At 64.9% G+C, this 19,187-nt stretch carries 21 protein-coding genes; 6 read left to right on the plus strand and 15 right to left on the minus strand.

Features of this window, described 5'->3' with window-relative positions; all coding sequences use genetic code 11:
• The first annotated feature begins 1 nt into the window (after window position 1).
• Both AC3WJD_RS03760 and fliP read left to right on the plus strand, forming a co-directional pair.
• On the plus strand, window positions 2–316 hold the full coding sequence (locus AC3WJD_RS03760) for a FliO/MopB family protein (RefSeq protein WP_492744654.1): 315 nt from the start codon (window positions 2–4) through the stop codon (window positions 314–316).
• Window positions 309–1,040 (plus strand): flagellar type III secretion system pore protein FliP, encoded by a 732-nt coding sequence (fliP, locus tag AC3WJD_RS03765; RefSeq protein WP_492744655.1) that lies wholly within the window; start codon window positions 309–311, stop codon window positions 1,038–1,040. The genes AC3WJD_RS03760 and fliP overlap by 8 nt, the downstream gene beginning before the upstream one ends.
• 38 nt (window positions 1,041–1,078) lie before the next feature.
• Here the strand turns inward: fliP and AC3WJD_RS03770 are convergent, their stop codons facing one another.
• From AC3WJD_RS03770 to motA, 13 genes are read right to left on the minus strand one after another with little or no spacing between them, the layout of a single operon-like run.
• On the minus strand, window positions 1,079–1,750 hold the full coding sequence (locus tag AC3WJD_RS03770) for a PilZ domain-containing protein (protein ID WP_492744657.1): 672 nt from the start codon (window positions 1,748–1,750) through the stop codon (window positions 1,079–1,081).
• A gap of 20 nt (window positions 1,751–1,770) precedes the next feature.
• Window positions 1,771–2,193, minus strand: coding sequence for a hypothetical protein (locus AC3WJD_RS03775; protein WP_492744659.1), 423 nt, complete (start codon window positions 2,191–2,193; stop codon window positions 1,771–1,773).
• Between the two features lie 16 nt (window positions 2,194–2,209).
• A complete protein-coding gene (locus AC3WJD_RS03780; protein WP_492744661.1) occupies window positions 2,210–3,070 on the minus strand; it encodes a flagellar motor protein MotB in 861 nt (286 codons plus the stop codon).
• Window positions 3,071–3,077: 7 nt separating this feature from the next.
• On the minus strand, window positions 3,078–3,365 hold the full coding sequence (locus AC3WJD_RS03785) for a hypothetical protein (RefSeq protein ID WP_492744662.1): 288 nt from the start codon (window positions 3,363–3,365) through the stop codon (window positions 3,078–3,080).
• Window positions 3,366–3,399: 34 nt separating this feature from the next.
• Window positions 3,400–3,921, minus strand: a complete 522-nt coding sequence (locus tag AC3WJD_RS03790; RefSeq protein WP_492744663.1) for a chemotaxis protein CheD — start codon at window positions 3,919–3,921, stop codon at window positions 3,400–3,402.
• A 4-nt stretch (window positions 3,922–3,925) separates the two neighbouring features.
• Window positions 3,926–4,315 (minus strand): response regulator, encoded by a 390-nt coding sequence (locus AC3WJD_RS03795; protein ID WP_492744664.1) that lies wholly within the window; start codon window positions 4,313–4,315, stop codon window positions 3,926–3,928.
• A gap of 16 nt (window positions 4,316–4,331) precedes the next feature.
• Complete coding sequence (locus AC3WJD_RS03800) at window positions 4,332–5,357, minus strand: protein-glutamate methylesterase/protein-glutamine glutaminase (RefSeq protein WP_492744665.1); 1,026 nt, start codon at window positions 5,355–5,357, stop codon at window positions 4,332–4,334.
• Window positions 5,354–6,244: a CheR family methyltransferase gene (locus AC3WJD_RS03805; protein WP_492744667.1), complete on the minus strand. Its 891-nt coding sequence runs from the start codon at window positions 6,242–6,244 to the stop codon at window positions 5,354–5,356. Before AC3WJD_RS03805 ends, AC3WJD_RS03800 begins: the two co-directional genes overlap by 4 nt.
• Window positions 6,241–6,732 carry a chemotaxis protein CheW gene (locus tag AC3WJD_RS03810; RefSeq protein ID WP_492744668.1) on the minus strand — a complete coding sequence of 164 codons (492 nt, stop codon included), beginning with the start codon at window positions 6,730–6,732 and terminating at the stop codon, window positions 6,241–6,243. Before AC3WJD_RS03810 ends, AC3WJD_RS03805 begins: the two co-directional genes overlap by 4 nt.
• Complete coding sequence (locus AC3WJD_RS03815; protein WP_492744670.1) at window positions 6,729–8,897, minus strand: chemotaxis protein CheA; 2,169 nt, start codon at window positions 8,895–8,897, stop codon at window positions 6,729–6,731. Before AC3WJD_RS03815 ends, AC3WJD_RS03810 begins: the two co-directional genes overlap by 4 nt.
• Entirely contained in the window at window positions 8,894–9,259 is a 366-nt protein-coding gene (locus AC3WJD_RS03820) for a response regulator (RefSeq protein ID WP_492744672.1), read from the minus strand. Before AC3WJD_RS03820 ends, AC3WJD_RS03815 begins: the two co-directional genes overlap by 4 nt.
• Window positions 9,256–9,576 (minus strand): STAS domain-containing protein, encoded by a 321-nt coding sequence (locus AC3WJD_RS03825; RefSeq protein ID WP_492744674.1) that lies wholly within the window; start codon window positions 9,574–9,576, stop codon window positions 9,256–9,258. The genes AC3WJD_RS03820 and AC3WJD_RS03825 overlap by 4 nt, the downstream gene beginning before the upstream one ends.
• A complete protein-coding gene (gene motA / locus AC3WJD_RS03830) occupies window positions 9,560–10,444 on the minus strand; it encodes a flagellar motor stator protein MotA (RefSeq protein ID WP_492744676.1) in 885 nt (294 codons plus the stop codon). Before motA ends, AC3WJD_RS03825 begins: the two co-directional genes overlap by 17 nt.
• A 228-nt stretch (window positions 10,445–10,672) precedes the next feature.
• Here motA and flaF point away from each other — a divergent pair, with 228 nt between their 5' ends.
• The 3 genes from flaF to AC3WJD_RS03845 all read left to right on the plus strand — a co-directional run bounded on the left by flaF (window position 10,673) and on the right by AC3WJD_RS03845 (window position 14,566).
• On the plus strand, window positions 10,673–11,032 hold the full coding sequence (gene flaF, locus AC3WJD_RS03835) for a flagellar biosynthesis regulator FlaF (RefSeq protein WP_492744678.1): 360 nt from the start codon (window positions 10,673–10,675) through the stop codon (window positions 11,030–11,032).
• Between the two features lie 247 nt (window positions 11,033–11,279).
• Complete coding sequence (locus tag AC3WJD_RS03840) at window positions 11,280–13,949, plus strand: PAS domain-containing sensor histidine kinase (protein WP_492744680.1); 2,670 nt, start codon at window positions 11,280–11,282, stop codon at window positions 13,947–13,949.
• Window positions 13,946–14,566, plus strand: a complete 621-nt coding sequence (locus AC3WJD_RS03845) for a response regulator transcription factor (RefSeq protein ID WP_492744682.1) — start codon at window positions 13,946–13,948, stop codon at window positions 14,564–14,566. The genes AC3WJD_RS03840 and AC3WJD_RS03845 overlap by 4 nt, the downstream gene beginning before the upstream one ends.
• Before the next feature lie 46 nt (window positions 14,567–14,612).
• Here the strand turns inward: AC3WJD_RS03845 and AC3WJD_RS03850 are convergent, their stop codons facing one another.
• Both AC3WJD_RS03850 and AC3WJD_RS03855 read right to left on the minus strand, forming a co-directional pair.
• Window positions 14,613–15,002, minus strand: a complete 390-nt coding sequence (locus AC3WJD_RS03850) for a hypothetical protein (protein WP_492744684.1) — start codon at window positions 15,000–15,002, stop codon at window positions 14,613–14,615.
• Window positions 15,003–15,130: 128 nt separating this feature from the next.
• Window positions 15,131–16,564 (minus strand): alginate export family protein, encoded by a 1,434-nt coding sequence (locus AC3WJD_RS03855; protein WP_492744686.1) that lies wholly within the window; start codon window positions 16,562–16,564, stop codon window positions 15,131–15,133.
• 385 nt (window positions 16,565–16,949) lie between these two features.
• On the opposite strand from AC3WJD_RS03855, the gene AC3WJD_RS03860 reads away from it, so the two are divergent.
• Window positions 16,950–18,860 carry a methyl-accepting chemotaxis protein gene (locus AC3WJD_RS03860; protein ID WP_492744688.1) on the plus strand — a complete coding sequence of 637 codons (1,911 nt, stop codon included), beginning with the start codon at window positions 16,950–16,952 and terminating at the stop codon, window positions 18,858–18,860.
• The last annotated feature ends 327 nt before the right edge of the window (window positions 18,861–19,187 follow it).

Here is a 19,187-nt window from a genome sequence, read left to right on the forward strand (position 1 = left end):
CATGGACTTCCTCTCGCTGTTGCGCACGCTGGGTGCGCTGGGCGTCGTGCTCGGGCTGCTCGCGGGCGCGCTCTGGGCGGTGCGCCGCTATGACATAAAGCTGCCCGGCGGGATGATCGCCGGGCTGATGGGCGCGACCGGAGGCGAACGCCGCCTCGAGATCGTCGAGCGGCTGCCGATCGACGCGCGCCGCTCGGTCGCGCTGATCCGCCGCGACAACAAGGAACATCTGGTGATGATCGCACCCGAAGGGCTGCTGATGCTCGAAGCCGCGATCACGCCCAGGGCGAGCACCAAGGCAAAAAACCATGCGTAAGGCTCTTATTCTCGCGGGCGCAGTGCTGCTGCTCGCGCTCCCCGAAATCGCGCTGGCGCAAAGCGTGTCGGCCAATCTGGGCGAAGGCTCGATCTCGGGCCGCGCTATCCAGCTCGTGCTGATGCTGACCGTGCTCAGCCTCGCGCCCGGCATATTGATGACGGTGACGTCGTTCACGCGGATCGTCGTCGCGCTGTCGCTGCTGCGCACCGGCATCGGCGCACCCGGTGTCCCGCCCAATCCGGTGATCATCAGCCTGGCGCTCTTCCTCTCCTTCTTCGTCATGGCACCGACCTTCGACCAGGCCTGGAAGCAGGGGGTAACGCCCTATAACGAAGGCCGCATCAGCGAGGCGCAGGCGTTCGAACGGACGTCCAAGCCCTTTCACGCCTTCATGCTCAAGCATGTCCGCGACGAGGACGTGACGCTCTTCGTGGAACTGTCAGGCAAGAAGCCGAGGACGCGCGCGGAGCTGCCGATGACGACGCTCATGCCCGCCTTCATGATCTCGGAGCTGCGCCGCGCGTTCGAGATCGGCTTCCTGTTGCTGCTGCCCTTCCTGGTGATCGACCTTGCGGTGGCGGCGGTGCTGATGGCGATGGGCATGATGATGCTGCCGCCCGCGACGATATCCCTGCCGATGAAGATCATCTTCTTTGTTTTGGTTGACGGCTGGGCGTTGATTGCCGGCTCACTGGTCAAGAGCTTCGGCGGGCCGGGCTAGACCTTGATCGCGGCGCGATCCCGTCGGATCGCGCCGCGTCACTCGGCCTGCGCCACCGCGGCGTAGCGTGTCGCGGGCTCGTCGAGCCATTCGGCCAGCGTGGCGAACGCGATAGGCTCGAGAAAGGCAATCCCCGCATTCTCGCCGCGCGCCCAGCGCACGACCCCCCTCATCGGCTCCATTCCGGGTACCGACAGCGTCAGCATGGCGTCCAGCTCAAGCGGCGCCTTGGTGCGCAGCTTCGCCCCACCCTGCGATAGATCGACCAGCGACACGCGCTGCGCCTGCCCTTCGCAACGGATGTCGGCCCAGCAACTGGTCGGCAGTCGCGGCGCGCGCGGTGCCTGCGCGCTGCCCCGGCGCCTGACGGTCGAGGATTCGGCGAGCAGTTTCTCGACGTCGACAGGGGCATCGAACTGAACTCCGATCGACTTGCGATCGGTCCAGCGCACCACGCCCGTTACCGCGTCACTGTTGCGGAACTCGATACGGACGCGCTCGCCGATCATGAAGCGCGCACGCACCTCTGCCTTCAGCCCGCCTTCCGAAAGATTGCGGATCCGGCACAGTGCATCGCGCCGATCGCCGATGATCCGGCCGACGAGCAGCAATGTCATCGTCCGCGGCGCGCGCGACGAGAGCGCCGGCGCGTCGCTCACCGGCGTCGCGTCGACAGCGCTCCCGGGGTTCTCGAATGACAGCAAGGCCATGGATGTCTCCTCGAACGAACTCAAACGGGTGATGCCTGGGTGATCACTGCGCGCCGGACCACATCCTTGCCGTAGGTTTCGACGGCGGCTTCGATGACAACCTTGCGGAATGCAGCCAGCCCGGGAATCAGCCCGTCGCGGCCGCTCGCCATGGGCGTGCGATAGGTCCGCATATTGATGGCATTGAGCAGGATGGGCAGGCGCGCCTCGACATCGTCGCGCATGCCGGAGGGCACCTCGAGCTGTGCCTCGAACGAAACATAGCCCGACAGGCGGCCGTCGGCGAAGACGAGCGGCGCGAGCACCGTCCCCGTTGGAACGAACTCGGTGGCCTCGCTCAATTGCGGTTTGGCACCGAGCATGATGCTCGTGCCATAGGCCGCGCCGCCGCCGACGCCGACGCCGAGCGCCAGTACAAGCGCCGAAACCAGAAACCCCTTCACAAAACGCCTCCCGACATCAGAATGCAAAGCTCACGTCGCGCGGCAGCGCCGACGGTTCCGCGAGAATGACAATGGTGATCCGCCGGTTCTCCGGGCGATCGGGGCGATCGGGATAGATCGGTTCGGATCCTGCCTTGGCGACGACCTCGGAAAAGCGATCGGCGGTCAGCCCTGCGGCGACCATCGCCGATCGTGCCGCGAGCGCGCGTTCGCTCGACAGCCGCCAGTTGGCCTCGCCCTGCCCGCCTGCGGAATCGGTGTGGCCTTCGATCGCGATCTGCGCGCCCGTCTTGATCAGCTTGCGCGCGATTCGCGCCAGCATCTGGCGCGCATAATCGTTGAGCTCGGCGGTGGCGCCGCGGAACATCGAGCGGTTGGCGCTGTCCACCAGATGGACGCGCACGCCATCGCGGGTCGGCTCGACGCGGACATTGCGCTTTGCATCGGGCGTCTCGGTCGGGGGATCGATCGAGATCATCATCTCGTCCGCGAGGACACGCAGTGCCGCTTCCGGAATTTCCGCGGATCCACCGCGCGCCGAACCGTTGGTGCCTGCTTCCGCGGCGGGCTGGCCGATCGACTCGCTGCTGTCCGATTGAACCCGACGGTTGCGCCCGCCGAGCCCGGGCTGGCTGCCAGGCGTGGTGGTGAGCGTCGCCGCTGTCGAATCCTTCTGTGTCGACGGCGAGAAATATTCCGCCAGCCCCTTGAGCTGCGCCTTGTTCGGATTGGCGAGCAGCCAGAGCAGCATGAAGAATGCCATCATTGCGGTCACGAAGTCGGCATAGGCCACCTTCCAGGCGCCGCCATGATGCGCTGCGTGCTTGTGCTTGCGGACCTTGCGGATGATGATCGGGGCGGAATCGTCCTGTGCCATGCGCGCCTCAGCCGATCGCGGCGCGCAGCCGCTCCTGGATGACCGTCAGCCGCACGCGATCGATCGCGTCGGAAATGGTCTGCCCCTGCGCGACACGATCGAGCAGGTCGGCGCTCTCATCGGCATGCTGGATCACCAGGTCGAATGCCTGAAGCTGGTCGAGATAGTCGGTGGCAAAACGCTCATCGGCGACCAGCGTCTCCGCCAGCTGCTCGATAAGCATCCGGACGCGACGAATCTCCTCGGCGACCGCGGCGCAAAACGAGGTGCTCGTCTGGTCAATTTGCGTCATCATCATCGTTTCGACCGATCTCGTATCCGTGGGTTGCTCAGAATAGTTCGACATCGCCGGCGGGCTGGGCGGCGGGTTCAGGCTTGAAAACCGGCGGGGGTGCATCGGCTACCACGGTGGCGCGCACGCGGCCCTCATACGGCATGAATTCCACCTTGCGCGCGCTGGTGCCGCCGAGTTCGCAGCGCCCGATCTCGATGCCCTCTGTCTGCATGAACTGCCGCGCAAAGGCGGCATTGCTGCTGCCGATCGAGCCGAGGCCGGCAATGATATTGGCCCCGCCATAGAGGTGCGCGCGTAGCCGCGTGCGCACCGCGCCATGCTGCATCATCGCGTTGATCAGCAATTCCATCGCATGGACGCCATAGCGCTGCATCCCGTCCGCACCGACCATACTGTCCGCCCCCGGCTCGCCGAGGAGGAAATGGTTCATGCCGCCCACCCGCGCCACCGGATCCTGCAGGCACACGGCCACGCAGGATCCCAGCAGCGTCGAGATCACGACACCGGGCTCGGCCACCACATGGTGTTCGCCCTGGACGATCGGGACGCGGCGCATGGGATCAGGTGAGCTCGCCGAAGACGCGCTCGATCTTTTCCTTCAGCGCGGCGGGCGCGAAGGGTTTGACCACATAATTGTTGACGCCCAGCGCCGCGGCCTTCTGCACGATCTCCTTGTCGGCCGAACCGGTGAGCATGATGAACACGGTCTTGCCGATCACGGGATCGCCGCGCACCGCCTCCAGGAACTGGAGCCCGTCCATGTCGGGCATGTTGTAATCCGAGATGATCAGATGGACGCGATCGGCCTTGATCGCGGTCAATGCCTCCACCGGCCCCGCCTTGTCGCGGATATCCTTGAACCCCAGATCCTGAAGCGTGCGCCGGATCATCGCACGCATACTCGTCTGATCGTCGACCACCATTACCTTAATTGCAGACGCTGCCGGCATGACCCGCTCCCAATAACTACTTGCGACATGCCGCGAGGATCGCCTCGGGCATCGCCGATAAACTCAATTCCCGCTCGACCGCCCCCAGTTCGAAGGCGACGCGCGGCATTCCGTAAACGACACAGCTTGCCCGATTCTGGCCGAACGTCTTCGCCCCCGCGAGACGCATGGCCCTGAGCCCCGCCGCGCCGTCGCTGCCCATTCCGGTCAGGATCACGCCTACGGCCTGCGCACCGAGCGGCGCGACCGAATGGAACAGCACATCGACCGAGGGGCGATGCCCCCCGACCGGCTCGGTCGGGCGCAAGCGGATATGGCCGCTCGTCCCGCCCGCCAGTTCCATGTGATTGTCCCCGCCAGGAGCAATATAGACGGTTCCACGCTCGATCGGCATGCCGGCGACCGCTTCGACCACACGGACGCGAGCCTCGCGGTCAAGCCGCGTCGCAAAGCCACGCGTAAAGGCCGCGGGCATATGCTGGACGACAAGCACCGGGGGGCAATCTGCGGGCAGCGCACCAATCACCGAGAACAGAGCCTCCACCCCGCCGGTGGACGCGCCGACGGCTATGATCACATCGCGCTCGGTGCCCGGCTGCGCAGAGGCGACGGGCGCCAGCTGCGAGGGACCGCGCCGTACCGAGGAGCGCTTGGCGGCTTTCACCATCTTGCGCAGTAGCTCACCGTCGCGCGCGATCTCCAGCGGATTGCCCGTCGGCTTGGCGATGCAGTCGACCGCGCCAAGGCGCAGCGCCTCGATCGTCACCTCCGCGCCGCGTGCGGTCAGCGTCGAGCACATGATGACGGGCATCGGCCGAAGCCGCATGATCTTTTCGAGGAAGGAGAGACCGTCCATCCCCGGCATCTCGACGTCGAGCGTGACGACGTCGGGATTGAGCTCCTTGATCATCTCGCGCGCGGCATGCGGCTCGGGCGCCATGCCGACGACCTCGATTTCGGGGTCGTTCGACAGGATGCGGTTGAGCACTGCGCGCATCGACGCGCTGTCATCGACGATCAGGACGCGCGTGACGTCGCTCATTGCGCCGCCCCCGGCTTGACGTAGATCGTCTGCCCGACCGGCTCCATCACCGCCGCCGCCGGACCGATCAGGCGTTCGGAATGACCGATATAGAGAAAGCCTCCAGGCGCGAGCATCTCGACGAAGCGCGCCTCGAGCTCAGCTTTCGCGGCGTCGTCGAAATAGATCATGACGTTGCGGCAGAAGATGACGTCGTATTTCTGACGCATCGGCCATGCATCGAACAGGTTGAGCACGCGCGCGGTCACGAGGCTGCGCAGTTCCTCGGCGACGACGAAGCCATCCGCCTCGCTCCGCAACCACCGGCTGCGATAGCTCGGCGGGATCGGTTCGACGGTCGCCGCCGAATAATGACCGCGTGTGACGGCCTCGACGACATGCGGCGCGATGTCGGTGGCGAGCAGCTTGACGTCGCCGTTGCGAAGCCAGTTGGCACTCGCCTGCGCGTCGCCCGCCAGGCACATTGCGATCGAATAGACTTCCTCGCCGCTCGAGCAACCCGCCGACCAGATGCGCACCGGTCGGCCAAGCCGGACGCGCCCCTGCATCAAGGGGAGCGCGGTCTGGCGCAGGTGATCGAAATGATGGCTTTCGCGGAAGAAATGCGTGTGGTTCGTGGTCAGAGCCACGACCATCGCCTCGCGCTCGACCGGATCCCCCTGCACAAGCGTGACATAATCGGCGAAGCGCGTCAGCCGGTGTTCGCGCAGCCGCCGCGAAAGGCGCGAATGCACCAGCGTCATCTTGCTCTCGACAAGATGGATTCGCGCTTCTTCCTGCATGATCGCCGCGATCGCGCGAAATTCGGCAAGGCCGAGCTCCGCGGTCGCCGCGAGCGCGGACGTATCCGGCGCGTCGCTGCCAACAGGGATGACGCTGTGCTTCACGCGGCGAGGTCCGTCAGGTGCCGGGTCAGGCTGAGCGCGTCGAGATCGAGCAGCAACACCATCGTTTCGGCGCTTTCGGCGTCGGTGGTACGGCGCTCGATCTTTACGAGGCCCGCGATGACGCTCTCGTCATTGACTCCGACCTCGGGCGCGGGCTGGATGTCGCCGCCGTCGATGACGACGATGTCCGCAACCTCGTCGACGAGAAAGCCCGCCTGGCGGCCCGCGATGCTGACGACGAGGATGCACGAGCGCGAATGGAGCACGCTGGGCTTCCATCCAAGGCGTTCAGACAGGCCGACCACGGGAACGACCGAACCGCGCAGGTTGGTGACGCCCTTGATGAAGGCGGGGACGCTGGGGAGCGGCGTGGGCTCTTCCCATTCGCGGATTTCGATCAACGAGCGCATGTCGATGCCGAACATCTGCTCGCCGAGCGTGAAGGTGACGATCTTGCGCTCGTCGTTATTCTCTTCATGCGTGCTCATGCTGCCATTCCTTTCAGAGCGAATTTGCTGTGGTTTGCGGGCGCTGCGACGAGCGCGTCGATGTCGAGGATCAGCGCGATCGAGCCATCACCCAGGATGGTGGCGCCACCGAGTCCGCGGATCGGATGAAGGTTGTCCTCAAGGCTCTTGATTACGACCTCGCGGCGGTTGTCGATCGTGTCGACCATCAGGCCGACATGGCCCGCTGCTTCGCTTTCGACGATGATAACGACCGACTCTTCGGGGCTGCGGCGATCATTGGCGGCGAAGCCGAACGTCTCGTCGACGCGCCTGATCGGAAGATAGGAGCCGCGCAGCTCGATCACCTCGGCGGTAGGCGAGGTCGGCTTGACCTGCCCGGGCTCGGGGCGGACCGTCTCGATAACGTTGGCGAGCGGCAGCACATAGCGCTGGTCGCCCAGCCGGACGATCATGCCGTCGAGGATCGCGAGCGTCAGCGGCAGCGCCATGACGAAGGTGGTCCCCTCGCCCGGCGTCGAGTGGATCTCGACACGGCCGCCCAGCGCCTCAACGTTGCTGCGCACCACATCCATGCCGACGCCGCGGCCCGAGATGTTGGAGATCGTCTCGGCGGTCGAGAACCCCGGCGCGCAGATCAGGCTGTCGATCTCTTCGTCCGAAAGCTGTGCGTCGGCGCTGATGATTCCCTTCTCGATCGCCTTGGCGCGGACGCGCTCGCGGTTGATGCCGCGCCCGTCGTCGCTGACTCGCACGACGATGCGTGCACCCTTCTGCTCGGCGGACAGGCGGATCGTGCCCTCGGGCGACTTGCCCGCAGCGATCCGGTCCTCGGGGCTTTCGATACCGTGGTCGACCGCGTTCCGGATCATGTGCGTCAAGGGATCGCCGATCTTCTCGATGACGCCCTTGTCGACCTCGGTCATCTCGCCGCTGGTCTCGAGCGCCACCTTCTTCCCTGTCTCGGCCATCAGGTCGCGCAACATGCGCGGCACGCGTGAAAAGGCCTGTTTGATGGGCTGCGCACGCAACGACATCACATTGTCCTGGATCTGGCGCGTAAGGCGCGACAGCTCGGGCAGTTCGACACGCTCCTGTTCGGCGGGCGAAAGTCGGTCCGACAGGATCGAGCCGCGGATAACCAGCTCGCCGACAAGGTTGAGCAGTTGGTCAAGCTTGGACAGGTCGACGCGGATGGTCTGCGCCGCGGGTTCGGCGGTGCGCACCTCTGCGGCAGGTGCCGAGGCGGCAACAGGCGTTGCCGGCACGTCGGCGCCGACCGTCGGCATCGGCACCGCTATCTCCGCGACCGCGGCGGCCGGCTCCGCAACAAGGGTCGCCGGCTCGGTCGGCACGCCCTGGCTGATTTCGATCACGGAATCGGGCGCGACGAAATCGAAGCACTCGCGGATATCGTCTTCGGCCACCGTGCCAGGCAGGCTGAGCGTCCAGACAAGATAGCTTTCCTCGGGATCGAGATCGCGCAAGCCGGGCAACGCGGTCGCATCGACCGCGGTAATCGAACCGCCGAGGCTTTCGAGCTCGCGGATCAGGAGCATGGGCTCGGCGCCATTGGCGAGCGCCGCCCGCGAGGGCCCGAAGCGTACCGTCCAGGGCTGCGGCTCCGAAGGCGCCAGATCGTCGAGGTCGATTGCGACGGGCTCGAAACCGAAGGGGTCCAGATCGTCGACCATCGCGGCGACGGGCACAAAGCCGAAATCATCGGCATCGCCAGCGGGCGCAGCGGCCTCGGACACCACGGGCGCGGCGGGTGCCGCTGCACCGGGGACGCCCTTGTGTTCGAGGATGGCATCCAGCTGTTCAAGCATCGCCGCGTCGACCGGCACGGGCGCGCTGCCCTGCGCCGCGGCGACATGGTCCGACAGGATATCGAACGCGTTGAGCATCACCTGCGTGACTTCGGCGCTCGCGGCGATGTGCCCGCCACGCACCTCGTCGAGCAGATTCTCGAAGCGGTGCGAGAATGCGAGCAGCGCGGCATGACCGAATGCGCCCGATCCGCCCTTGATCGAGTGGACCGCGCGGAAGACGCCCGCGATCACGTCGGCCGAAACGTCGCCCGCGGCCATCGCGGACAATCCCTGTTCGGCGACCACAAGCCCCTCGGTGCATTCCTCGAAGAAGATCGCCTGGATTTCGTCGAGCTCGTCGTTGCCGCTGCTCATGGGCACACGCGGCGGATCGCCGCCCCCAGCTTGGTCGCGTCGAACGGCTTGGTGATCCAGCCGGTGGCGCCGGCTTCACGTGCGCGCGCCTTCTTGTCGTCCGAGAATTCGGTCGAGAGCACGAGGATCGGTGTCCCGCGGAATTCGTGGACCGCACGGACCGCCTCGATCAGTTCGAAGCCGTCCATCTTCGGCATGTTGATGTCTGTGATCAGCAGGTCGGGCTGCACTTCGTGCATCCGTTCTAGCCCGTGTTCGCCGTCATTGGCGCTCTCGATGCGAAAGCCCTGCGCGGTCAGCGATGTCTTGAGCAGCATCCGCATGCTGGCCGAGTCATCGACGGTCAGGATCAATTTGCTCACTGGTCGTTTTCCTCTTCCCTGGTCAGGCCGATGGCGTCGCCCAGCCGGCAGGCGGTGACGCGATCGATGAAGGCGCGGCTCGGATTCGCGATGGTGAAGGCCTGGCCGACGCCATCGGCCTCAGCCTTTGCAGCGACGAGCAGCTGGAGCACGGCCTGGCCGACGCTTTCAACTTCGCTCGCGTCGACGACCATCTCGCTGTCGAAATCCCCGGCGAGCACGAGGCGGACGCGCAGATCCTCTGCCGTGGTCGTGGAGCCGTGAACCGGGAGCCGCAGCGCGCGATCCTCGCCGGGCATATCAGACGGGTGTTGCATGGAGTTCATCCTTGGCTTGGTCGAGCGCGACCTCGAGCTGCGAGAAGGAAGGCGCATAGGCAGACGGAGTCATGCGGCGCGCGAGTTCGATCGCCACCTGCGTCGGCAGGTTCTGGGCGTGGCCCAGAATGGCGGTCCTGACGATGCTGTAGGGCTTGAAATCGGCGTCGATGATCTGATGCAGCTTGGACGCGATCGGGCCGACGAGACAATAGGCGAGCAGCACGCCGAGAAAGGTGCCGACGAGCGCGCCGCCGATCATCGCGCCAAGGATCTCGGTCGGCTGATCGATCGAGCTCATCGTCTTGATGACGCCGAGCACGGCGGCGACGATGCCGAGCGCGGGCAGGCCGTCGGCCATGATCTGAAGCGAGTGCTGGGGCTGCAATTCCTCGGCATGGTGCCGCTCGATGTCGTTCTCCATCGCCTCGGCGAGCTGATGCGGATCCTCGAAATTCACCGTCATCATCCGCAGATAGTCGCAGATGAACTCGATCAGCCCCTTGTCCGCGAGCAGCCGGGGATAGCGACCAAAGATCGCGCTGCTCTCGGGCGCGTCGAGATGGCTTTCGATCGCGGTCGCCCCGCCCTTGCGGAAGGTGGCGAGCAACGTGAACATCATCGCAAGCAGATCGCGATAGTCCGCTTCGGTCCAGCGCGACCCCCTGAACACGCGGACCACGCCTGCCCACGCCTTTTTGGCGGTCGGCAAGGAATTGCCGAGGATGAAGGCGCCCAGCGCCGCGCCCGCGATTGCCATCATCTCGTGCGGCAATGCGTGCAGGATGACCATCAGGTTGCCGCCCGACATCAGAAAGCTGCCGAAGACGCAGACCAGAATGATGACGAGGCCGATACCGTTGAGCATGAGGGGTTCCGCTGGTGGTGGATGGCCGAAGCCGGTCCCATGATTATAGGATGAAGTTCGAGAGGGTGGCGCGGCCCCCGCGCTTTTTCGATCGGCACAACCGACACGCCGAGCAATCCAGGCCGTTGCGGCTTGCAGCGGCGGCCGATGGCGGAAAAATGCAACGCGCAATCACCATTCGGCGTCGCAACCATCCTAGAATAGTTCAGGTCATCGCAGGGAGATATCATGTCGCTCAACGCCTATCGTCGCGCGCAGTCGATCGCGGAGACCCCGCGCGGCACGGAGTATCGCCTGATGAGTCAGGTCACCGGCGAGATGATCGACGCGCGCGATGCCGGCCTGACGGGTGCCGCACTGATGCCCGCGCTGCATCGCAATCGCGAGGTCTGGAGCACCTTTTCCACCTTGTGCAGTGCTCCGGGGAACGCCCTGCCCGACGAGCTGCGCGCGGGGATCATTTCGCTGGCCCTCTGGGTCGACCGTTACACCAGCGACGTAATCACCGGACGCGATTCCATTGAAGACCTGATCGCGGTCAACCGCGCCGTCATCGATGGACTCGCGAAAGAGAATATGACGAACTGATCGTGCAATCGGGTAACCCTGAATTCGCTACCAATACTGATAAAAATTTCTTCATTAATGCCAGCATGTTGCCTTCGGTTGGCGGCCTGACGTCAAATTCGGCGGCAATTGGGCCCTTTTACAATATTTGACATTCCGCTAGCGACCGCGCCCGACACGATCTTGAGGCCAACAGCAGACCTGCATGCAGGGTTTCAGTCCATTCCGGCACATCGCGAGAAGAGCGGCCGCGCCCCTGGCGGGACGCATGCCGGCCGTGTTCGCCATGCTGGCGATCGCCTGCTGCGCGATCGCGATGGCCGGATGGCTGTTGGGCAATCCCTCGATCGCCGGACTGGGCAATCCCGATTACCCGATGCAGCCGTTCACGGCAGCGGCGCTTGCGTCGCTGGCCTTCGCAGTGCTGACGGCGATGCGCGGTCGGCCGCTTCTTACCGTTGCCATATTGTGCCCACCATGCGCGATCGCGGTGGCGGCGCTGGTGCAGAATATCGGGGGCATCTCGCTCGGACTGGAATCATGGGTCGGCACCGGCAATCTGGTGGGACAGCCAGGCCTGACCATCAGGCCGTCGGGGACAATGCCGTCCATTGCCGTGCTGATGCTCGCGATCGCCACGCTGATATCGCTGGGCCATCGGCGCCACCATGGTCAGTTGGTGGTGCTCGTCGCCAGCCTAGCGCTCGGCACCGCCGTCATCGCCGGCGCGTCTATACCGCTTGGGCTGGACGTGCCGATGAACTGGGAGCGCCGCGCGATCATGTCGGGCCCGACCACGATCACGGTGGCGGCGCTGGCGCTGGCGCTGATCAGTTGGCGCCGCTATTTTTGCTGGCCGGGGCTGCTCTCCGTCCACGGTCTCGAAGGCCGCACGCTTCGCACCATCTTTGCGCTGTGCGTGCTTTCGCCGGTCGCTTTCGCGCTGGTCCAGCTTTGGGCAACGCGGTACACCGCGCTGCCGCTGCAAACGGCGGAGATCCTTCACGCAGCCGCACAGATCGCGGTCTCCGCGGCCATATTGATATGGGCATGGTCACGGATTGCTGGTGAACATGCGGCGCGCTGGGAAGTCACGCGAGCGCTCGATTCGGCCCCCATCATCCTTGCCGATATCGATGGCCGGATCGTCCATTGGTCGGAAGGATGCCAGCGGCTTTACGGGTGGAGTGCGGCGGAGGCGGTGGGGCAGGCCAAATATGCGCTGACGCGTGCGGCAGATCGCTGGGCGATCATGATGAGGCACCTCGACGCCGGACAGACATGGGAAGAGGAGATCACCGAATATGCGCGTGACGGCTCGACGCTGCAGGTGCTGGAACAGGCGCGTTTGCTGAAGGCGCGCCATGACAGCGCCCCGGTGGTGGTGCTGTCCATGACGGATATTACGGCCCGACAACGGGCCGAAGAGGCGTTGCGTGCGAGCGACGCGCGCCTGGGGCTTGCCGTTGAAGCGCTTGAGATCGGCATTTTCGAATGGGATGTCGCCGAGGATCATCTGCGCCTGTCCGGTGACGCCGAACGGCTGCTGGGTGCAGCGCCGCGGCAGCCGGGCTTTCAGCGCTGGCGGGAACAGGTACGGGAGGATTTCGAGAGTTCGATCATTCCCGACGAACGCGAGGTAGCCGCCCTGTGCCTGCCGCGCTTCAGCTTTCGGCTGCGCTCCAGGCCGGGCGTCCCGCGTCCCCGCACCATCGAGGGCTGGGCGCGCTGCATCTATTCTGCCGACCGCGAGCTCACGCGCATGATCGGGATCATGTTCGATGCCACCGAGCGCGAGGAACGCGCGGCCGCGCTACAGGCGCGCGAGGCCGAATTGCGCTCGATCCTCGAAACCGTGCCCGATGCGATGGTCACGATCGACGAACTGGGAAGCATCCGGTCCTTCAGCGCAACCGCCGAGGCGCTGTTCGGCTATCGCGCGGAAGAGCTGATCGGCAGAAATATCGACTTGCTGATGCCGGAGCGGCATCGCCAGCAGCACCATGATAAACTGACGCGATATCTGAGGACCGGCGAGCCCTATCTCGTCGGCCCCACGCGCGCGATAAGCGCGCTGCACCGCGACGGCACCGAAATTCCGGTCGAACTTGCGGTCGGCGAGACGCACAACGGACGAGAGCGTATCTTCATCGGCTTTGTCCGAAACATGAGCGAGCAAATCGCGGCGCATGCGCGTCTGGCCGAATTGCGTGACCAGCTGCTTCATGTCTCGCGGCTGAGCGCGATGGGCGAGATGGCTGCGGGACTTGCGCACGAGTTGAACCAGCCGCTGGCCGCCACCACCAATTTCCTCGGTGCCGCAGAAATGCTTCTGGCTGAAGACAGCGCCAGGCGCGAGCATGTCCGCGATCTCGTCCAATTGGCCTCGGGGCAGGTTTTGCGCGCGGGCAATATCATCCGCGGTGTCCGCAACTTCGTCGCCAAGGGCGAAGTGGAGATCGGTGTGGAACCGCTCGAAGAGATCGTCTCGGACGCTCTGCATCTGGTGTTTGCCAGTGCACAGAAGCAGAACGTGGCGATCCGCTACAATCTCGACCCCGCGCATCCGTTGATCCTTGCGGATCGCGTGCAGGTGCAGCAGGTGCTGGTGAACGTCGTTCGCAACGCGCTCGAAGCTCTGCGCGAAGGAAGCGATGGCCCGGCGGTGATCGAGTTGATCTCGCACGGGACCCCTGAAGGCATGGTCACCGTGACCGTGAGCGACAACGGTCCCGGCATCGCCCCCGACATTCTGGAGCGGCGCTTTGAACCGTTTGTTTCAACCAAGGCCTATGGCATGGGTGTGGGGCTGTCGATCTGCCGCAGGATCATTGAGTCTCACGGGGGCAGCTTTGCCGCCCAGAACAAGCCAGGCGGCGGCGCGATGATATGCTTCACGCTTCCGGCCGTCACCCAAGCGGAACTCATGGCAGGATGACGACAAGAAACCTCTACATCGTCGATGATGACGATATCGTCCGTTCATCGCTTCAAAGCCTGATGGCGGTCGTTCCCGACATGGTCATTCGCGGCTTTCGTTCGGGGGACGCGTTTCTTGCAGCGACGGACACGCTTCCAGCCGGCTGCGTCTTGCTGGATCTCCATATGCCGGGAACCTCAGGCATCGAGGTGCTGAGGGCGATCGAACAGCATCGATCCAAATTCGTGGCGATCGTGCTGACCGGCCAGGGCGACGTCTCGCTGGCGGTGCTCGCCATGAAGGCAGGCGCGATGGATTTCATCGAGAAGCCCTGCGATCATCTTGCGCTCATCCAGGCGATCGATCTGGCATTTTTGCGCCAGGCGCATTCGTGCCAGGAGGCCGCGCGCGTCGCGGCCGCCGCCGCGAAGCTGGCATTGCTCTCCGCGCGCGAACGCGATGTGCTGCGCGGGCTCATCGATGGCCGTTCGAACAAGGCGATCGCCTTCGATCTCGATATCAGTCCGCGGACGGTCGAGATCTATCGTGCAAAAGTGATGGACAAGCTCGAAGTGCGCAGTCTCTCGGAGGCGCTGGGGATCGCCTTCGCGGGTGGCTGGTTCCCGGGGACCTAGAGCCTGATTCACGTTTCAGGCTGATTCAGCCTGAAACGATCAAGGTCTAGACCGCGGGTGCGCTGTCCTCCACAAGCTGTTTTTCCCGCGATGTCCTGAGCCATCCTATCAGTTGCCGGGTTTCACATCCGGGCAGCATCAATGCGGCATCGGGGTCAGCGATATCGGCCTTGGGCGCGGCCCCCAGCAGGACAATTCCGTTGCGCCAGCCCCGCTCTCTTATGGCGGCGACATGATCGGAAAGCGCGACATCAAGCGAAGCCGCGTCGGTCACCAGCACCGCCCTCTCCCGCAATTCCGTGTCCAATGCGGGATCGTCGAAATCGTCCGCGATCACCATGATCTCGCCCGCAAGCCCAAGGCGTGCGGACCACATGCTGCGCAGCGCCCGATCCGCGATCGCGAGCACCACGATCTTTTCATCAGCGCTGGACATTGGGGGGACACTCCGGGACGAACAAACATAGGAAATCGCGCGGGCCCAATGGGTGGCTGGGGCGGCGCGAGGTGCAGCCGATCGACCGGGCGCGTCGCGCGGTCGATCGGCTGCATGGGCAATGACGATCAGATCTCGAAGGTGAGGTCCATATAGGCGTAGCGCGTGTCGCCGGTCGCCGGCGCATTGGGCGCATCCTTCAGGAAATGTCCCTTGGCCAGATAGGCTGCGCCGGTGTCGAGCCGCAGAACATTGGGGATCACCCAGTAGCGCATGCGCGCCTCTATCTGATGCCCGGCAAAGCGGCCCGACGCGCCGGTCTTGTCGCGCACTCCCGTGGACGCGAAACTGTCGGTGGCATTCTCGAGCCACAACGCGCGATAGGTGACCATCGCATCGGTGCGTTTGCCAGGCTTCACCTCGAACCTGACACCGGGCGACGAGACGTTGGATCGGCCCACCGCGCCGTAGAGGCCCGTCGGACCGAAGTCGAAACGGCGTGCGCCGAACAGCGTATCGAAGCGATTATAGGTCCGCGCCGTGCGGCCGTCACCGCTCGCCAGGTCGTAAAGGACAGCAACCCGCGGCTTGAGCGCGCCGCCGAAGGTCTTACCGACTTCGGCGTGGAGCAGGTGTGCCGACACGTCGAGATCGGTGACATCGATCGCCGCGGTGCTGCCGCGCGTCTCGCCGAACTGATAGGCGGCCTCGATGTCGAAATCGACCTTGCCGTTGGCGGGCTTGCGATAGAGGCGCATGCCGGGGGTGAACAGCCGCCGGTTGCGTGTCTGCCGCGAAGCAGAGTCACGTTCGATGAGGTTGTAATTGTAGATCTCGAGCGTCCCCTTCCCCAGTATGCCGGCCTTGGTGAAGCTGCCGCCAAACAGCTGGAGGTCGGTCGTTTCCTGATCCCATTCGACGCGGTCGTGGCGGATGCCGTCGGCATCGTCGGGCAGGCGGATCTGCGGCATTGACCAGAGCAGCACCAGCCGATCCCCGGCGCGTCCGGTCCAGTCGAAATAGGCGCCGGTATAGGCATTGGTCGTATTGCGGAAAGACTGGCGCGCGACGAGGCGGCGCGAGCCCATATCCAGCGTGAAACGCCCCACCTTGGCAATGGCACTGGAATCGCCGCCGAGATCGCCCAGATCGAGCCCGACATAGGCCTGAACCAGCTCCATCGCATTCACTTCGGTCGTGCCCGCCGACGAGTTGGGCTTCTGCCCATAGGTGCGCGCATCCCAGAGCTCGCCGCCCAAGCGTACCGGGCCGGTATCATATTCGGCGAACAGCGTCGTCTTGAGCGACCACATGAAATCGTCCTCGGCCACATTGGGCCGGAACTGGCCGTCGATCCCCTCGATGCGCGAACGCAGGCTGGCCTTGAGCACCAGCGCGTCGGGCGCCCCTACCGCTTCATGCAGCGGATTGCTTTCGGCGTGCGCGATCTGTGCGGATGCCAGCAGTGCCGCGGGAGCAAGCATGGTGTTCAGGGCCCGGCGGGTGATGATTTTACGGCGTGCATGGGGCCGGGCGTCACGCAGGCCCGTCTCAGTCGGCATGGACAAGGATCTCCAGAAGGTGAGCCCTTCTTATAGGAGGCCATTAGGCGTGCGAACGATCTTCACCGATTTCTTACCATAACTGGCGTCGCGGCTCATGCGAATGACTCGACCCGCCCCGGATCGCCCCGCTCATCCTATAATTACACGAGGCTGCGCGCGCACGCACGGGGCCTTGGGGGGACCAGGCAGGATATCCGACATGACCAGCACCGCTGAAATAACGCTGTTTTCCGTCATGTTTCGGATTGCCCGGACATCTGCCCAATCATTCGTCGAGCCCCGGGGCTAGCCCCTGAGCTGCGCCGCTCATCGTAAATTAGTCCCCGGGGAATGGCGCTGCGTCTGACCCGGCAAGCCATCATCCAGATTGAAGGAGTTCGAGATGCAAAATGCTCTCCGGAATTGGCGACTGCCTCGAAAGATGCTGATCGCCTTCTCATTGATCGCCGTTCTGATCGCCGCGCTCGGCGCCGCGGCCATCATGTCCAACAACCAGATCAGCGCCGCTGGCTCGCGCCACATCACGCGCGGCCTCCCCACGACCGAGTCGGTCGCCAAGGTTCTCGGCTATCTGCGCGAATACCGCATCCTCATGTATTCCCACATGACTGCGGTGAATGCCACCGAGACGGCCTCGCTCGACAAGCGCGTGGAGAAAAACCACGACGACATCGCTGCTGAGCTCGATACTCTGTCGAAGGTCTCGGGCGAGGACTTTGCCGGTGAGGTTTCGGACCTCAGGGAGAAGGTCGAAGCACTCAAGGCAGTCAATGAGCGCATTCTGGATCTGAGCCGTCAGCAGCGCGACGCCGAAACGCTTGCGTTGCTCAAGAGCGACGGCAAGGAGGCTTCGCATGCGGCGCTGAAGCAGGCGAACCGCGTGATCGAACTGGCGGTCAAGCGCGCGCACAAGAGCGGTGAGGCGGCCGATGCGCTGTCCAGCAGCGCGCTGACCTTCATGGCGTTCATGGCGCTGCTGTCGATCGGGTTCCTCATTTTCATCTGGCACACGCTCAATCGCGTTGTTTCGCGTCCGCTGAGCGAACTCACCACGGCCACGGCCGCGCTGGCCGAAGGTCGCGAGGCGACCGTTCCGCATCGCGATCGCGAGGACGAGTTGGGCGAGATCGCCCAGGCGGTTGAACTCTTCCGGCTTGCCGCGGTCGCGCGTCAGGAGGCCGATCGCAAGCTCGCCGAGGAGCAGCAGCTCGTCACCAGCACGCTGGGCGACAGCCTGGCGTCGCTGGCGCAAGGCGATCTGACCGCCGACGTGAAGGCTGATTTCCCCGTCGCTGTCGCCAGTCTGAAGACCAATTTCAACGAGGCTATCGCGCGCCTGCGCGAGATGATCGGCGCGGTTTCTGAAAGCGCGACGGGTATCCGCACGGGTTCGCAGGAAATCGCGCAGGCGTCCGAAGACCTCGCCCGCCGCACCGAAGGCAATGCCGCCAGCCTCGAGGAAACCTCGGCCGCGCTGGTGCAGATCGACGATCGCCTCAAGGCGACCGCGGTCGCGGCGGGCCGCACCGTCGAGCGTGCCGATCAGGCGATTGCAACGGTCGGCGGCGGCCGATCGATCGCCGACGAGGCGGTGCAGGCGATGGAACGCGTCCGCGAAAGCGCGACGGGCATCGACTCGGTCATCGAGGGCCTCGACAAGATCGCCTTCCAGACGCGCGTTCTCGCGATGAACGCGGCGGTCGAGGCAGGCCGTGCGGGCGATGCAGGCCGCGGCTTTGCGGTCGTGGCCGACCTCGTCAGCGCGCTTGCCATGCGTTCGGAAGAAGAAGCCAAACGCGCGCGCGAGCAGCTCACCGCCACTCAGGCAGACATCGTCATGGCCGTCGGCGCGGTCCAGAAGGTCGACGGCGCGCTCGCCGACATCTCCAACGACGTCAGCCAGGTCCATACGCTTCTCGGCAGCATGGCGGCTGACAACCAGGCACAGTCGTCGGCGATCAGCCAGATCAGCGTGGCGATCAGCACGATGGATCAGTCGACCCAGCAGAACGCCGCAATGGTCGAGGAAACCTCGGCTGCGGCGCGAAATCTGACCACCGAGGTGACCTCGCTGGCCGAACAGGCGGCGCTGTTCAAGGTCGACAATGAAAAGCGCCCGGCTGCCCGCCGGCCCGCCGCAACGGCCACGGCCAGGCCGAGCATCAAGCCCGGTGTGATTGCGGCGTCCAAATCCTATGTCTCGCCGGTGAAGGCGCTGCCGATCTCGGCGATGGCACAGGCCAATGGGGCGCACGCCAATGGCGCCAGCAACGAGGACTGGTCCGACTTCTGATCCGCGACCATGGCACGGCCGGGGCAAAATCTGTCCCGGTCCACCGAACGAAAAGGCGTCCGGCGGGCATTCCGCCGGGCGCCTTTTTTCTATGCCGGCTGATATCGCCCCTTTCCCCCTCCGCTCTCCGGGGCTCGATTTATCCGGAGCGCCCGCTCCATCGGCAGGCTTAGCCCCGCTGCGACTGCAATGATCGGGCTAACCGGCGAAATCGAGGCGCGTCTACACCGCGCGGCTCTTTCGGGGCCATGCCTCTCCCAGAGGCGGCCGGGTGGTGCGCCCGACAGCGGTCGCACGCAAAAAGGAAGGCCCCCGGCGCCATCGCGC

The sequence above is a fragment of the Sphingobium sp. FW306-1B-F04DB genome, assembly GCF_058781925.1.

Excerpts from the sequence above, each read along its gene's own strand:
- AC3WJD_RS03785 (WP_492744662.1), bottom strand. The coding sequence starts at position 3,365 with ATGATGACGCAAATTGACCAGACGAGCACCTCGTTTTGCGCCGCGGTC.
- AC3WJD_RS03860 (WP_492744688.1), top strand. The coding sequence starts at position 16,950 with ATGCAAAATGCTCTCCGGAATTGGCGACTGCCTCGAAAGATGCTGATC.
- AC3WJD_RS03760 (WP_492744654.1), top strand. The coding sequence starts at position 2 with ATGGACTTCCTCTCGCTGTTGCGCACGCTGGGTGCGCTGGGCGTCGTG.
- AC3WJD_RS03850 (WP_492744684.1), bottom strand. The coding sequence starts at position 15,002 with ATGTCCAGCGCTGATGAAAAGATCGTGGTGCTCGCGATCGCGGATCGG.
- AC3WJD_RS03815 (WP_492744670.1), bottom strand. The coding sequence starts at position 8,897 with ATGAGCAGCGGCAACGACGAGCTCGACGAAATCCAGGCGATCTTCTTC.
- AC3WJD_RS03810 (WP_492744668.1), bottom strand. The coding sequence starts at position 6,732 with ATGAGCACGCATGAAGAGAATAACGACGAGCGCAAGATCGTCACCTTC.
- AC3WJD_RS03825 (WP_492744674.1), bottom strand. The coding sequence starts at position 9,576 with ATGCAACACCCGTCTGATATGCCCGGCGAGGATCGCGCGCTGCGGCTC.
- motA (WP_492744676.1), bottom strand. The coding sequence starts at position 10,444 with ATGCTCAACGGTATCGGCCTCGTCATCATTCTGGTCTGCGTCTTCGGC.
- AC3WJD_RS03790 (WP_492744663.1), bottom strand. The coding sequence starts at position 3,921 with ATGCGCCGCGTCCCGATCGTCCAGGGCGAACACCATGTGGTGGCCGAG.
- flaF (WP_492744678.1), top strand. The coding sequence starts at position 10,673 with ATGTCGCTCAACGCCTATCGTCGCGCGCAGTCGATCGCGGAGACCCCG.
- AC3WJD_RS03845 (WP_492744682.1), top strand. The coding sequence starts at position 13,946 with ATGACGACAAGAAACCTCTACATCGTCGATGATGACGATATCGTCCGT.
- fliP (WP_492744655.1), top strand. The coding sequence starts at position 309 with ATGCGTAAGGCTCTTATTCTCGCGGGCGCAGTGCTGCTGCTCGCGCTC.
- AC3WJD_RS03840 (WP_492744680.1), top strand. The coding sequence starts at position 11,280 with ATGCCGGCCGTGTTCGCCATGCTGGCGATCGCCTGCTGCGCGATCGCG.
- AC3WJD_RS03800 (WP_492744665.1), bottom strand. The coding sequence starts at position 5,357 with ATGAGCGACGTCACGCGCGTCCTGATCGTCGATGACAGCGCGTCGATG.
- AC3WJD_RS03780 (WP_492744661.1), bottom strand. The coding sequence starts at position 3,070 with ATGGCACAGGACGATTCCGCCCCGATCATCATCCGCAAGGTCCGCAAG.
- AC3WJD_RS03795 (WP_492744664.1), bottom strand. The coding sequence starts at position 4,315 with ATGCCGGCAGCGTCTGCAATTAAGGTAATGGTGGTCGACGATCAGACG.
- AC3WJD_RS03855 (WP_492744686.1), bottom strand. The coding sequence starts at position 16,564 with ATGCCGACTGAGACGGGCCTGCGTGACGCCCGGCCCCATGCACGCCGT.
- AC3WJD_RS03770 (WP_492744657.1), bottom strand. The coding sequence starts at position 1,750 with ATGGCCTTGCTGTCATTCGAGAACCCCGGGAGCGCTGTCGACGCGACG.